This window comes from Fluviispira vulneris (assembly GCF_014281055.1).
Classification (GTDB): Bacteria; Bdellovibrionota_B; Oligoflexia; order Silvanigrellales; family Silvanigrellaceae; genus Silvanigrella; species Silvanigrella vulneris.
This window is the reverse complement of the sequence record NZ_JACRSE010000003.1, coordinates 469,675-482,454: the sequence shown is the minus strand read 5'-3', so window position 1 is coordinate 482,454 and position 12,780 is coordinate 469,675. Positions and strand designations below refer to the sequence as shown.

At 30.1% G+C, this 12,780-nt stretch carries 13 protein-coding genes and 1 tRNA gene; 8 read left to right on the top strand and 6 right to left on the bottom strand.

What is annotated here, in order from left to right; translation table 11 throughout:
• The first annotated feature begins 64 nt into the window (after positions 1-64).
• Positions 65-373 (top strand): hypothetical protein, encoded by a 309-nt coding sequence (locus H7355_RS08950; protein WP_186646665.1) that lies wholly within the window; start codon positions 65-67, stop codon positions 371-373.
• Here H7355_RS08950 and H7355_RS08945 read toward each other — a convergent pair.
• Positions 370-1,179: an alpha/beta fold hydrolase gene (locus H7355_RS08945; RefSeq protein ID WP_186646663.1), complete on the bottom strand. Its 810-nt coding sequence runs from the start codon at positions 1,177-1,179 to the stop codon at positions 370-372. The genes H7355_RS08950 and H7355_RS08945 overlap by 4 nt on opposite strands.
• A gap of 39 nt (positions 1,180-1,218) precedes the next feature.
• Here H7355_RS08945 and H7355_RS08940 point away from each other — a divergent pair, with 39 nt between their 5' ends.
• Positions 1,219-1,587: a transposase gene (locus tag H7355_RS08940; protein ID WP_186646661.1), complete on the top strand. Its 369-nt coding sequence runs from the start codon at positions 1,219-1,221 to the stop codon at positions 1,585-1,587.
• Between the two features lie 567 nt (positions 1,588-2,154).
• Positions 2,155-2,553: a hypothetical protein gene (locus H7355_RS08935; protein ID WP_186646659.1), complete on the top strand. Its 399-nt coding sequence runs from the start codon at positions 2,155-2,157 to the stop codon at positions 2,551-2,553.
• A gap of 161 nt (positions 2,554-2,714) precedes the next feature.
• Here H7355_RS08935 and H7355_RS08930 read toward each other — a convergent pair whose 3' ends face one another.
• Entirely contained in the window at positions 2,715-2,870 is a 156-nt protein-coding gene (locus tag H7355_RS08930) for a hypothetical protein (protein ID WP_186646657.1), read from the bottom strand.
• Between the two features lie 249 nt (positions 2,871-3,119).
• Complete coding sequence (locus H7355_RS08925) at positions 3,120-4,697, bottom strand: hypothetical protein (RefSeq protein ID WP_186646656.1); 1,578 nt, start codon at positions 4,695-4,697, stop codon at positions 3,120-3,122.
• A gap of 60 nt (positions 4,698-4,757) precedes the next feature.
• On the opposite strand from H7355_RS08925, the gene H7355_RS08920 reads away from it, so the two are divergent.
• From H7355_RS08920 to H7355_RS08910, 3 genes are all read left to right on the top strand, one after another.
• Positions 4,758-6,203 carry an amidohydrolase family protein gene (locus H7355_RS08920; RefSeq protein ID WP_186646655.1) on the top strand — a complete coding sequence of 482 codons (1,446 nt, stop codon included), beginning with the start codon at positions 4,758-4,760 and terminating at the stop codon, positions 6,201-6,203.
• A 77-nt stretch (positions 6,204-6,280) separates the two neighbouring features.
• Positions 6,281-6,354 (top strand) — tRNA-Gln (locus tag H7355_RS08915).
• A 179-nt stretch (positions 6,355-6,533) separates the two neighbouring features.
• Positions 6,534-6,704 carry a hypothetical protein gene (locus H7355_RS08910; RefSeq protein WP_186646650.1) on the top strand — a complete coding sequence of 57 codons (171 nt, stop codon included), beginning with the start codon at positions 6,534-6,536 and terminating at the stop codon, positions 6,702-6,704.
• 88 nt (positions 6,705-6,792) lie between these two features.
• Here the strand turns inward: H7355_RS08910 and H7355_RS08905 are convergent, their stop codons facing one another.
• Positions 6,793-7,260 carry a PH domain-containing protein gene (locus tag H7355_RS08905; protein WP_186646648.1) on the bottom strand — a complete coding sequence of 156 codons (468 nt, stop codon included), beginning with the start codon at positions 7,258-7,260 and terminating at the stop codon, positions 6,793-6,795.
• Positions 7,261-7,482: 222 nt separating this feature from the next.
• Here H7355_RS08905 and H7355_RS08900 point away from each other — a divergent pair, with 222 nt between their 5' ends.
• Positions 7,483-8,670 (top strand): MFS transporter, encoded by a 1,188-nt coding sequence (locus tag H7355_RS08900; protein ID WP_186646646.1) that lies wholly within the window; start codon positions 7,483-7,485, stop codon positions 8,668-8,670.
• Positions 8,671-8,796: 126 nt separating this feature from the next.
• Here H7355_RS08900 and H7355_RS08895 read toward each other — a convergent pair whose 3' ends face one another.
• The gene (locus H7355_RS08895; protein WP_186646645.1) at positions 8,797-9,219 is read right to left on the bottom strand and encodes a nucleotide triphosphate diphosphatase NUDT15; all 423 of its coding nucleotides are present in this window, start codon (positions 9,217-9,219) and stop codon (positions 8,797-8,799) included.
• 171 nt (positions 9,220-9,390) lie between these two features.
• Between H7355_RS08895 and H7355_RS08890 the strand changes: the two genes are divergently transcribed.
• Positions 9,391-11,706 (top strand): alkaline phosphatase family protein, encoded by a 2,316-nt coding sequence (locus tag H7355_RS08890; protein WP_186646644.1) that lies wholly within the window; start codon positions 9,391-9,393, stop codon positions 11,704-11,706.
• On the opposite strand, the gene H7355_RS08885 is transcribed toward H7355_RS08890, so the two are convergent.
• Positions 11,695-12,780, bottom strand: a complete 1,086-nt coding sequence (locus H7355_RS08885) for an NAD(P)H-dependent flavin oxidoreductase (RefSeq protein WP_186646641.1) — start codon at positions 12,778-12,780, stop codon at positions 11,695-11,697. The genes H7355_RS08890 and H7355_RS08885 overlap by 12 nt on opposite strands.

The window sequence follows — 12,780 nt, the reverse complement described above, 5'->3', positions numbered from 1 at the left end:
CATTTAAGACTTGGAACTCATCTTCCGAAAAGTCTTAATAAATGCTAAGGACAGAGTTTTTTTTATGAAAAAAATCTTAATCATTTTTATTACTATTCTAATTATCTCAATACCATTCAACCCCAAATCTTATGCAGAAGGTTTTAGTGCCAATTGGGTTGATATTATGATCCTCCACAATGGTAAATACAGAGTTATTATCAAATACACTAATGTTCAAATTGGTGAATATAGAGAAGCCTACGTTGATTTTGAATCGAAAAAAGAGGCCATAGAAGTTTTTCAAAAACTCGCCCTTGGCGCAGATTTTTACTGGGGCGACAGAAAAACAATTCATTTCCATAAAACTCCAGACAAACCAAAACCGTATTAAATTTTTAAATTAAATTTTTTTAAATCCTGCACAAATGAAATTATAATCTTCGCAATATAATCTGAATATTCAGTGAGATGAGCATGATGACCATGAGTTAAATGCAATTCAGTTATATTTTCACACATTGGTAAAAAATTATATGCATTTTGTAGAGGGAAAACCTGATCATTTCGCCCGTGAATAATACAGACAGGTTGAGATATTTTTTGTGAATATAAACTCTCTTCTTTGAAAAAGTTCATGATAAGTTCAGTTTGCTTCTTTTCTACGTCTTTTGATATATTTAACACATCTCTAGACAAATAAGATTCATTTAAAACATCAAGCCCAATATTTTTACCATACATAAGTTTTATATATGCTGGACTTTCAGAATCTTCATTATTAAGGATATGATAAATATCTCTATTTAACACAACTCTCTTTTGCCCACCTGGTGAAGTATTATTAAAAATAACTGCTTTTGGCATAGGGCAATTGTTTAAAGATAGATAAGATCGAACAACATATCCTCCCATTGAGTGACCAAAAAAGTAAAAATCATCTTTTCCATCCAAATCAAGCATATCTATGGCAAATTTTGCGTAGTCTTCAATTTTTTCAATTTGTTCATATTTGGACTGACCAATTTCAGGATAATTAAAACAAACCACTGTAAAATATTTCGATAAATTTTCTATAAATTGCTTATTCCATCGGTTTATACTCGATTTAAAATCTGTAAATAAAATAATTTTTTCTGTATGCTCTCCAAGTTGAAAATATTCAAATACGCAGTTCTTTTTCTTTATAATCTTGTACATTACTTTTTCCTATGTATTTTAAAGAAGTTCTCCTTAACGATGAGAGTAAAGTTATATAAAACTTACGGAGTGTTCTCAAATAATGAAGAATTCTTTATTTCTGGCAGATTTCCTGCAAAAGTTGGATTACGAAGCCTAACAAAAGAGGGAAATATGTTGAGGCTGATGATAATAGCTCCAATGTGGTCTAAGCAAGTGCCATTGGTTAAAGAATTTAAGATTCATTTTTCAAATAGAATTAGGATTTTTACGGAAGCCGTTTTTTGGAAGCTACGAACAGGAGCTCCAAGGAGGGATCTACCAACGGAGTTTGGTTCATTTTCAACAGTATTTAATAAATTTAATCGTTGGTCAAAACTAGGAAGTTGGGCGCGAGCTATTATTAAAAATTCGAGGAGAATTAGATAATGGATGGAATTTTATAGATTCAACATTAGCGAAAGCACATCAGCATTCTGTAAATTCAAAATGCAAAAAAGTAGAATGTATTGGTCAAGCTGTTTGTGAAAATTCCAGTTATATATAATTTATGATTTCTGACTCATATGGAGACCCTCTAATTTTTATTTTAAGTGAAAGACAAGATCACGATAGAAGAATAGGAAATCAACTCAACGAATCGACGTTTGGTAGAAAATCTATTTGTTAGATTAAAACAGTTTAGAAGCATTACCCCCGTTTCGATAAATGAAAAATAACTTTGCTTCAATGATTTACAAAAGGTGTTATATCGTTTTGGAAAATCTCGAGAATTCATAATGCTTTTATTTATTCTAAAAAAAAATAGAAATATTGTTGAGAAAAAAAATTATATGTAGTAGGACAAATATTAATGAACTTTCATTTTCAGATCTTTCGTAGCTGAAGTCATGTTAATTTTTTCAATAAATTTTTTAAAAATTGAAGCTATTGCTTCAGTCTTTATAGTGCTTTTTATATTTTTTTTATGCGAATTATGAATTATAAGGAGATTCAATGAACAAACAAAAATTATTTTTCTATTTCATTTTTATGATATCATTTTTATTACATGAAAGACATTCTGTTGCTGAAGAAGTAAAAGTTATTTGTTCAAATAAAAATCAGAAATGGGAATTACTTGATAAAGGAAATACTAAAGTACAAGGAAAATGGCAATCAATGCCCATAGACGAAAATCAATATTTTGTTCATTTTGTAATTGAAAATGACATTTCTCAAGTCATAGCATTGAAAGAAAAATGTATAGAGGAATTTGGAAAAGAATTTTATTATGCACAACCCTTTAGCGGAATTTGGACTCCATTTTCAACAAATAACTGCGAATTTCTTGATGGACACATTACATCATTACAAGAAGAAGAGCCTGGTCATTCATTTTTACGCTTCGGATAATTTTTTTTAGTATCTAAAAATTTATTAAATATTTGTCAAATAAATATAATATTTTATTTTGGAAAAAATTTCTCCTTTTACAACATTCTTATTGAAAAGAGACTTTAACTAAACGGTATTATACTTCATTTAAATTTCTTGCCTCTTCTGAAACATGATTTTTAATTTTTCGATAGTTGAGAGAGTTTGTTCAATTCTTCTGATACCTCCCTAATTTCACCTAAAACTTCTTTAACACCCAAAAGATAACGTTTAAATTTTTGAGAAATAAAAATTGCTGGAATTCCAATTGCAGAAGCAAACTGAAGTTCTGTCATGCCACCTTCCAGTTTTTTTTTAATTTCTTAACCACACTATTTTCAGCAATTATTGAATGAATAATCTCTGGAATATTTCCAATGCCTAACGATTTAGAAGATGTTTGATTATATTTTCTCTTTTATGTGCTGTAAAATGGTGACCTATGGCAAGACTGAGTAAAACTCCTAAGGGAATAGCTCATATTAATAATATTACAATTTTTATTTTCCTGAAATATTTTTTCCCATAAAATCTCATCAATTGTATTACAAACTTTCAAATGTTATATTTGCTATAAAAGGAGGATTAACAGCTTTTGAGAATTTAAAATTTCGTAACTTTAGATCTAAACAATTTTTTACAATCTCTTGTGATTTGCCATTTATATTAAATGTAATATCATTTTTTGAAAAATCGACTGAATTCGATCTTTTTTTCGTGTTTTTTATTTTTATAACACCATTCAAAACCATAAGTGGATCTTGAATTTCTTGATCAGAAACACAAGATGCAAGCTCTTGAGTGGAATAGGTTTTTAATTCTGCTAAATATTTGTCTTGAATTCGTTTTACCCTTTCATTCCCAATAAGTTCAATTTTTAAATTAATCGTTCCTATTATCCTATCTTTTTTCATTATTTCACTTGTATAAGCATTATAAACGCGCTTTGCTGAAAAAAGTTTTCGCACATCTATTATTTCATAATTTCTTTTAAAATATATTAAATAGTTTTCTTTAGAAATACTATCTTTGTTTTTTTTAATTTCAGAACTTCCTAGAAAATACACTCCGTCAGGATCACGTTTAGAATTCAAATTAATTTCAATTATTTTTGTTAACGCTCTTTCCTTAATATTTGACGATTCATAATATAAATCATTTAAATTAAAATAATACTTGGTAATTCTACTTTTTTTCAATAATTCATATGTATTAAAATTATTTATCTTTTTGTTGGTAGATATAACATTCATCGATTGTAGCATCCAATTTCCTTCTGGAAAGTAAAATTTTTGTGGTACAAATTTTTCATCTTTGCATTTGATTGCTGCATGATTGACTCTCATAAGAAATGAGTACTGTATAGGTTCAGTTTTATTAACCCAGATAAAACGCAATGTGCCTTTTACTTCACATGGAATATCCAATATTAGCCCTAAATAATAAGCTTTAGATGATTTAAGAAAATTGCCAGAACTCTGTAAGGGTGGAAAGGAAAGATTCGCTATTTGAAATCCAGAGAAATTCCTATGAAAAGTTCTTCCTAGTTTTTTGATATATTCACGGATGGGATCAATATATATGACATCATCGTCAATAATATCAAATAACGTTTTTTGTTCGAGTTTTTTATTGATAAAATAAATTTTTGATTCAGCAGATAGAGAAGGGAAGGGAGAAATATTATTTTTCCCAACATTGAATTGAATTTTTTGTGCAACTTTATTTATAAATGGATCGTAAAAAGGAATATCAATTTCAGTAAATTCATTGATACCATTTTTTATCTCTGCGCTTACCCCAACGAATTCATATTTCCCTTCTGGAAGTTTTAGTAGTTTTGCTGAATAAACTGTTTTTATTATATTTTTATTTGTAAGAATAAATTGTTTTTGATTTTTTAAAGGAAGATCTAAACTTGAGTAAATATATTTATTTTGACTTAATTCTCTAAAATTTAACCGTATTGAGCGAATTGTTAAATTTAGATTCGAACTGTTTCCTTCGCCCAGTGAAAATGACCACGCAACTGGGAACCAAATATATCCATAATCTTCAGCATATAAAATATTTGTATAGAAAATAAAGATAACATAGGTTATAAATGAAATTATCTTTATCATATTTTCTCTTGCAGTTTGTAAGTTTTATTTATAAAACATTTTTTTACTTTGGAGAATACCGTGCTAAAAAAAATGTTGATCCTCTCAAGCCAAGTTCTCCTAAGAGAAAATTCTGAGTTTATTATTTGCCCAGCTTTCATAGAAATCTCTGGTATTCATATTACCAAGGTTAAAAAACACACATTAAAATCTTATCAAGAACATAAGAAAAAAGAAAAGCAAAACAACCAATACGAAATCCATGATTTTGGCGATCGTTTGATTTCACCCTCTTTCGTTAATTGCCACACTCATATCGCAATGTGTTTCTTTAGAGCAATTTTAAGTAATAGAAGTCAAACAAAAAACTTAGTCGAAGACTTATTCTTTAAAGCAGAATCCCACTTATCAGCCGCAGATGTACTAGCATTTGCACGTATGGGCGTTTACGAAAATATTTTAAATGGCAATGCTCTTATTTGGGATCATTATTACCACGGTATTTCTTTGGCTCAAGCGTGTTTAGAGATTGGCATTAGCGCTGTAATTTCTCCAACTTTACAAGACCTGTCTGGGCCTGGTGTAGCACTTTGTGAACGTGCTTTTCAAGAGACACTCACAATTCATGAAAGTTCACAATATTCAAATGCTGGAATATTTTCTGCATTTGGTCCTCATGCAACAGATACTGTCAGTGAAAATTTATGGGAACAAATTCGACAGGCAGCTCTCGAACACAATCTACCCATACATTCGCATGTTGCTCAATCATATGAAGAAGTGAAAAGAATTTATGCACGACATCATTTAACTCCAATTGGATTTCTAAATAAACTCAAAATTTTTGATGAAAATATTAATTCATTACTTGTACATGGGATTTATTTAAATAAAGGTGATTTAAAGAAAATTCACCGAAAAAATTGTGCTCTCGTTTATTGTCCATTTTCCCAAATGATCTTTCAGTTTCCTGCAAATATTTTAGAATGGGAAAAATATGACGCACAATGGTTTATTGGAACAGATTGCGTGGCAAGCAACGACTCCATGAATGTACAAAAAGAAATGCGCTTTGTGGGCGGCTTTCCTTCTCTCAACAATACTTTTGGTAATTTTTCCAAAATATTGAATAAAAAGCTAGGCAAAGAAAATAATATATTTATAAAAAACAGGATTAAAACAAAAATACTAGAAGACAAATTTTCAAATTTAAATTTCTTATTAAATAAAGTTTTATCAGGCCCAGGAAATTTTCATCCGCATTTTGTAGCAGGGACGATTGAGAAAGAAGCATTAGCTAATCTCACTGTTTGGGAAACAAACCATCCTTGTTTCTGGCCTCCTTCAGATCTTTTAAGATCTTTAAGTATGGGTGATACAACAGGAGCTATATATAACATGTGTATAAATGGAAAATGGTATGGTAAAAATGGTGAGTTTACCCAAAGCATTCTTGAAAGCCACAAATATAAAGAGTCTTTAAATGAAGCAAATGATAGACTAAGACTCTTAATTAAAAAAATTTAATCCCAAATTTAAAATAATCCCAGTTTCTCGACTTGAAGATTTTTTTTCACTAGGATATAGCTCAGCTCACTCTATCTTGGGGAATCGTCTAATGGCAGGACGACGGGTTCTGACTCCGTTAGTCTAGGTTCGAGTCCTAGTTCCCCAGCCACTCATAAACAAATAATTTATAATTTTTTATAAATTTCTTAGAGTTCATTAAATGCCTTTAAATAAAATTAATAGAATCTTTCTAAAAACTGCTAACAGAAATTTTTTAAACTGTGCTATTATAGTGATAAATTGTGAAAAGATTTCCAATCAGCTTTTAGCTTGAATAGGGCAAATATTATGAATAAGAAATCTCAAACAGATACAGCACCTTTAACTTCCCAAACTCAAAATGAGCTTATTCAGTTACTTTTAAAGAAAAATCAGGAGAATAAGCAAAAAGAACTTTTAAAAAAGCTTTTAAAAATAAATTCTGAAAAAAAGGCGAAGTATAGAAACTGTCAATCATGATTTTCTTGAAATATAAAATTCTTTAGTTATTTACAAATTTAATTTCTGATAAAAAAAAGTATTCATCTACCATATCAGAATTCTATATTTATACAGGATTTATTGCTTTTTGTGAAATAACACCTGTAATTTCACTCATATTATTTTTAAAATCATCTGGATTTTTTATATTTCTTAAAATTGTCGGTTTGTCATTTCCTGTTAACACGTGAACGTTCCCTGCTCCAAATATCCTTTGAATAATTCCTTGATTTATTTCAAAATCATTGATTTTTTGCACAGGAATCTCTCTCTTTGTCTTAGCTAAAATCCCATCTTCAATGTATAATCTTTGATTTGTAAGTGAATATTCTTTACAATAATTAACTAACATTTTATAAAGCAAAGGTAACAAACCTATTATTAAAGATAATAATAAATGAGAGTCTTTTGAGGCAAGGGTTGTTAATCCGTATAAAGTGAATAATACTCCAAATAAAATTTGAAAAGTATAAGACAGCCAGTGTATTTTTGCTTTTAACTTTAATTTTTCATTTTCCCTTAAATTTAAAGCCATTATTCACTCCTCCATTTAATCACTTGTTAAAATTTTGCTAACAGAAAAGATTCTTACACTTTTATTTAATAATGTAAATTACTTATGTAAATATATTTAAAAAAAAATTTTTATTTCCATAAAATAATTATATTTTTAGTCATTATTAAAAGAATAAATTGACAAATTTAAATATAAGAATTAATTTTTATATATATCTTAATAAATTCACAAGGAGGAAAAGTGCGCTATTTAAACCTTGCAATCAATGAGCTCGATCTTTATCTTGACTATACAGTTTTTTCTATAATGGCAATTTATGTATTATCAAGTAATAGTTTAGAAATTGGCATTATGGGAACCTGCTTTACGGCACCTCAAATCATATTTAGTAAAACAATTGGCAAAGCTGCAGACAAAAAAGCAACCCATAACATTCGCATTATAAGTTTTTCCTTCATGCTGATCGCCATGCTCCTGTCACTGTATATTGCAAATATATTTTTTCTTTGTTCAATTGTCTTTTTAAAGAATATTGGTCGCTTTGGCAATTCTGTTACAGTCTCTAAAATGTTATTGCCTACTGAAACTTCAGCTCAATTTTATGAAAAATATGGTTATATCGTTAACTCAAGTCGAATATGCATGCCAATCCTTTGTGTATTATTATATAATAATATTGGGCTATCATCCTTACTCTATCTATCCATTTTTTTAAATTTAATTGGATTATATACATCCATCAGAATGAATGTCGTGGAAAAATCGGTACAACTTGCAAAAGCTGATTGCGCAAAAAGCAACGGTGCAGATACAAAAATCAGCAACGATAGGCTTTTATTGTTTGCTATCACATGCCTTATTTTATCTTCACTTTCTCTTTATCTAAGTAATGATCTTATATCCTTTTTATTTATGAGTTTTGGTGCATCCGAAACAAGCATTGGAGTGCTGATCTCAGTTTTAGGACTTGGAGGAATCATGGGGGTCAGGATTGCAAAATTCCTCTTTCATTCACTGAGTCCTGAAAAAGTCATGCTATTGGCTTTACTCATGAACTCAATTTCTTTTTTCCTCTTCGGCTATGCGACTCAAAGTTGGCCCATATCACCCTTGCTCGCTTTTTATGTAGCAATGGGTTTCACGGGTTTAGCTTCTAGTATTTTAAGTTTAAGTTTCAAAACCATTTTGCAAGATCGCATTCCTTTTGCTCGAATCGGCAGAGCAACAGCAAAGATTCAAACCATCGCGGCCATCGTTGCAACAACACTTCCATTTCTTGGTGGTGCACTGGCAAAGTTTACAAATATCCAAATGCCATTTAAAGTGAGTTTTTTATTCTTTGCAAGTGTGCTTTGTTGCACGACTTTCATTATTAATTTCTATAAAAATTTATTGATAAATAAAAATCAAGTCATAAATAATTATTGATTAAAATATTCCTTGAAATTAAATTCGAGGTATAAACATTCACAAATTAAAATTGTTCTTATAAAGTTTTTTATAGGGAAAATTTCCAATATTTTTTTTGTATCATTTTCGCACGAGAAAATTATTTTATAAAGAAATCTTTCTCACTAAATATTCTCGAATTCCCAATTCACTCCCTTCAAAATGGGGTAGGGGAATATCTGCAAACTTTTCTATACATACCCAAGAAAAATCTATAAACTTATCCGCTTCCATAACTTTTAACTGACCTGTAAAGCAATTACAATATAAAATGATAGAGATATTATGCACGCCTTCTTCTTTAAATGTTTCTATATTATTAGTAACACAAAAAAAGTCTGCATTTTCGATTTGTAAATTTGTTTCCTCAAATATTTCTCTCTTTGCACACTCTAAGAAACTTTCACCAGCCTCAAGCATGCCACCAGGAATAGAATAGTATCCATTGCCATGCTTACCAATTCTTTTTCCTATCAGTATTTTCTGATCTTTTTCTAATATAACTCCAATACCTACACCTGGTTTCATAATACACTCCTGTTTTTATGAAAACGTATTAAAAATTTAATACTATCAATGTTCAGAAAAATCAATATCATAACTGCTCTCAATTTTTATTATGAAAAAATATCTTTATTTAATTTGTAAATTTAAAATTTTACCCGTATAAGTTAATTGTATTTTAATATGGAGGAGCATATGTTTATAAGATCGAATAAGTTTAATTATTTTGTAACATGTTTATCTATTGTAACAATTACTTCATGTCAAACTCACAAAAATGTTTCAGAAATGTCACAAGAAAAAAACAATCTTGCGTCAAAAAATAAAATTATACTTTATGTTTGGGATGGTTTGCGTCCAGATGTTTTAACCGATCCAAAAGCTAAAGATCTTATCCCTAACTTAATTCAATTAGCTAAAAATGGCGTTGAATTTAAAAATAATCATTCATCTTATCCTACATTCACAATGCTAAATGCCCAAGTTTTTGCTACGGGGAGCAATGCTGGAAAAAGCGGTTTTTATGGGAATACACTTTATTATCCATGGCGTGCTCTCAATAAAAATATTAAAGAACAAGCGCGCGATGCAAATGGAACTGATATCACAAGTTCTTTTTTAGAACCTTTTTTCACTCAAGATTATAAAATTTTACAAAGTATTGATCAGCCCCAAGTAGATGAACCCCTTATTCAGGTCACAACTCTTATGCAAGAAGCGCAAAAAAATGGACTTGTAACTGCAGTTGTCGGTAAATCAGGATCTGCATTTATCCAAGATTATAAAGCACAAGGATATATTCTAGATGAAAAGCATGCATGGCCACTTGAATTTGCAAAAGAGCTGCAAGAAAAAAATATTAGTTTACCTAAATACACAGCTAATGCATATAATCCTGGGCAACTCATTCTCTCAGAAAACAACGGAGATCCAATTAAAAAGGATAAAGTTTATTATTTAGGTGATGTAAGTGAAGGCACAGATCCAATAAAAGGTAATAAATCACCTTATAATGCACAAAATGAATATATGTCTAATATCTTTATTAATAATATAATACCTGATAAAAGCCCAGATTTAAGCGTCCTCTGGTTAAGAAATCCCGATTCAACAGAGCATGCTTATGGACCAGGCTCAAGTGCATATTATGACGCATTGTCTGCCAATGATAAAATACTAGGAAAACTTGTTACAAAACTTAAAGAGCTTAATCTAGATAAAAAAACAAATATAATAATTGTTTCAGACCATTCACATAGTAATATTTTAGCGACAAAGAGAGATGATGAAAATGGCTTTCCACAGCTTATGTATGACTTACATCAATTGGTAAGTGATGAAAATGGAAATCATAAAATCGGTCCAGCAACTCAATCTGAAAAAGTGCATTCGAAGAAAAATAATGAAAAATTATTAATTACAAATGGCATATCTGTATCTGGCACTATTCGAACTGCTGACCTCATAACTAAAGCAAAATTAAAAACAAAAGATGGTTATTTAATTGCAGCATACGACGGAGGTGATTGCAGTTTTAATGCTGGATTATCTGGAATAAGAAAATCAGATGGACAAATTCATACTTCATCTCTCGGTTACAATAAGCCAGATGCAATTTGTAAAGACAAATCTGGAAAAAATTTAGCTTTTACTTCTCCAGCATATCCTGTACCAAGTGATCTTTCTAACTCTGATAAAGTTGAAAAAATCGTGATTGCTCCCAATGGAGGTACAGATTATATTTATCTACCTAATCACAATCCAGAAGTATTAAAAGAATTGACTCGCTTTTTCCAAAGACGCCAAGAATACAGTGCTATTTTTGTTGATGATCTCAGATATAAACTCGGTTCTCATTTTCCCAATGGAGCACTGCCACTATCATATGTAAAATTAGCAAATACATCTGGTAGAAACCCAGATATCATTGTGAGCTTGACTAGTAATTCCAATGTGATTGTCAATGGTTTAAAGGGCACTGAATACGATTCGACTGATGGAGATTGGCAAAGAGGAAATCATGGTTCATTCGGCAAAATAGATATTCACAATACTTTATTAGCTTTTGGACCCGATTTTAAAGAAAAAACATCAATTGATTTACCTACTGGAAATGTTGACGTGGCGCCAACAATTGCGACTCTATTAGGCTTGAAGTTAGGGCAGACCGATGGTAGACCACTATTAGAAGCACTTAAGAATTCAAATGTGAGTGAAAGTAATATCAATGTAACAAGTATGAATTTAACATCTTCTGCTGTTTGCGATCTAGAGATATATCATCCAACAACTCATCCATTTGATTTCGATTCCAAAGTTAAAAATGATTTTATTGATCGAGATGTCAACAGCTATTATACTGAATTAAATGTTAAAGTTTTAACTACTCACAATGGAAATCGTTATGTCTATTTTGATGAAGCTTCTGCAAAGAGACAAAAAGGTTGTCCAAAGGTTGGATTTACTCAGTTTGATTCAGAATATAAATCTAAAGTTGCATTAACTGATTGAAAAATTATTTGCAGCAGATAAATATTCCACTTTTAAATTATTTATAAATTCTTCTACTGTTAATTCTTTTTTAATTAAATGTATGGATTGTCCACACCATAAAGACAAATAGTCGCTCTTATTTTTCTTTTGTGAGTGAGAGCGAATTTCCTTTGTCATTTGATTTTGAATTGGAAATGGGTGAGTTTTATTTTGCGCAGCATTTAATTCAATTATAAATCTGTTACATATTCCTCGAGCCTTTTTTCCTGAGATCTTATCTGTCACAATTGTTTCATGCGCATATGAATTTAATAATGCTTTTTTATATGCACTTACTGCTGAACATTCTCGTGTGAGTAAAAATCCTGTACCAATCTGCACAGCTGTAGCACCTAAAATTCTTGAAGCCAATATTCCTTTACCAGTTACTATACCTCCTGCAGCTATAATAGGAATTTTAATATTTTCTGAAACTTCCTGTAATAATGAGAATAACCCTATTTCATCATTTAATTTTAGAAAAGAACTTCTATGCCCGCCAGTTTCAATTCCTTGCACCACTATGGCATCTAGTCCCATTTTTTCAACAGCTTTAGCTTCTTCAATATTTGTACAACTTCCTACTAAGTAAACATTATTATCTCTTAACTTTTCCACCCATTTTTTTTTTGGTAAGCCAAAAGTAAAACTCACTAATTTTACGCCTTGCTTTAATATAATGTCTATTTTCGCATCATTATCTTCATTAACTGCAAAATTTATTTTTTTTTGAATCGGAATTTTTAATTTTTTTTCAATTTTCGCTAAAATTTCTGGTTTATTATAAATTACTGCCTTTTTTTTATCCACCATAAATAAGTTTACACCAAATAAACCGTTAGCTGCATTTTTAACTTCAACTATTTGCTTCTCCAAAACTTGAGCTGAAAGATATCCTGCAGCTAAAAACCCAATGCAATTATTTTTTATGACTGCTGATACAAGTGGAGGCAAAGAAAAACCACCCGCCATTGGTCCTTGTATAACAGGAATTTTTATATTGTGTTGCGCATAAAAATCATGACTGAGGAATTTTGGCATTGCAGAATTCAT

What these genes read in the sequence shown, in the direction of transcription:
- H7355_RS08950 (WP_186646665.1), top strand. Translation starts at nt 65, where the DNA reads ATGAAAAAAATCTTAATCATTTTTATTACTATTCTAATTATCTCAATA.
- H7355_RS08945 (WP_186646663.1), bottom strand. Translation starts at nt 1,179, where the DNA reads ATGTACAAGATTATAAAGAAAAAGAACTGCGTATTTGAATATTTTCAA.
- H7355_RS08940 (WP_186646661.1), top strand. Translation starts at nt 1,219, where the DNA reads ATGAGAGTAAAGTTATATAAAACTTACGGAGTGTTCTCAAATAATGAA.
- H7355_RS08935 (WP_186646659.1), top strand. Translation starts at nt 2,155, where the DNA reads ATGAACAAACAAAAATTATTTTTCTATTTCATTTTTATGATATCATTT.
- H7355_RS08930 (WP_186646657.1), bottom strand. Translation starts at nt 2,870, where the DNA reads ATGACAGAACTTCAGTTTGCTTCTGCAATTGGAATTCCAGCAATTTTT.
- H7355_RS08925 (WP_186646656.1), bottom strand. Translation starts at nt 4,697, where the DNA reads ATGATAAAGATAATTTCATTTATAACCTATGTTATCTTTATTTTCTAT.
- H7355_RS08910 (WP_186646650.1), top strand. Translation starts at nt 6,534, where the DNA reads ATGAATAAGAAATCTCAAACAGATACAGCACCTTTAACTTCCCAAACT.
- H7355_RS08905 (WP_186646648.1), bottom strand. Translation starts at nt 7,260, where the DNA reads ATGGCTTTAAATTTAAGGGAAAATGAAAAATTAAAGTTAAAAGCAAAA.
- H7355_RS08895 (WP_186646645.1), bottom strand. Translation starts at nt 9,219, where the DNA reads ATGAAACCAGGTGTAGGTATTGGAGTTATATTAGAAAAAGATCAGAAA.
- H7355_RS08890 (WP_186646644.1), top strand. Translation starts at nt 9,391, where the DNA reads ATGTTTATAAGATCGAATAAGTTTAATTATTTTGTAACATGTTTATCT.
- H7355_RS08885 (WP_186646641.1), bottom strand. Translation starts at nt 12,780, where the DNA reads ATGAATTCTGCAATGCCAAAATTCCTCAGTCATGATTTTTATGCGCAA.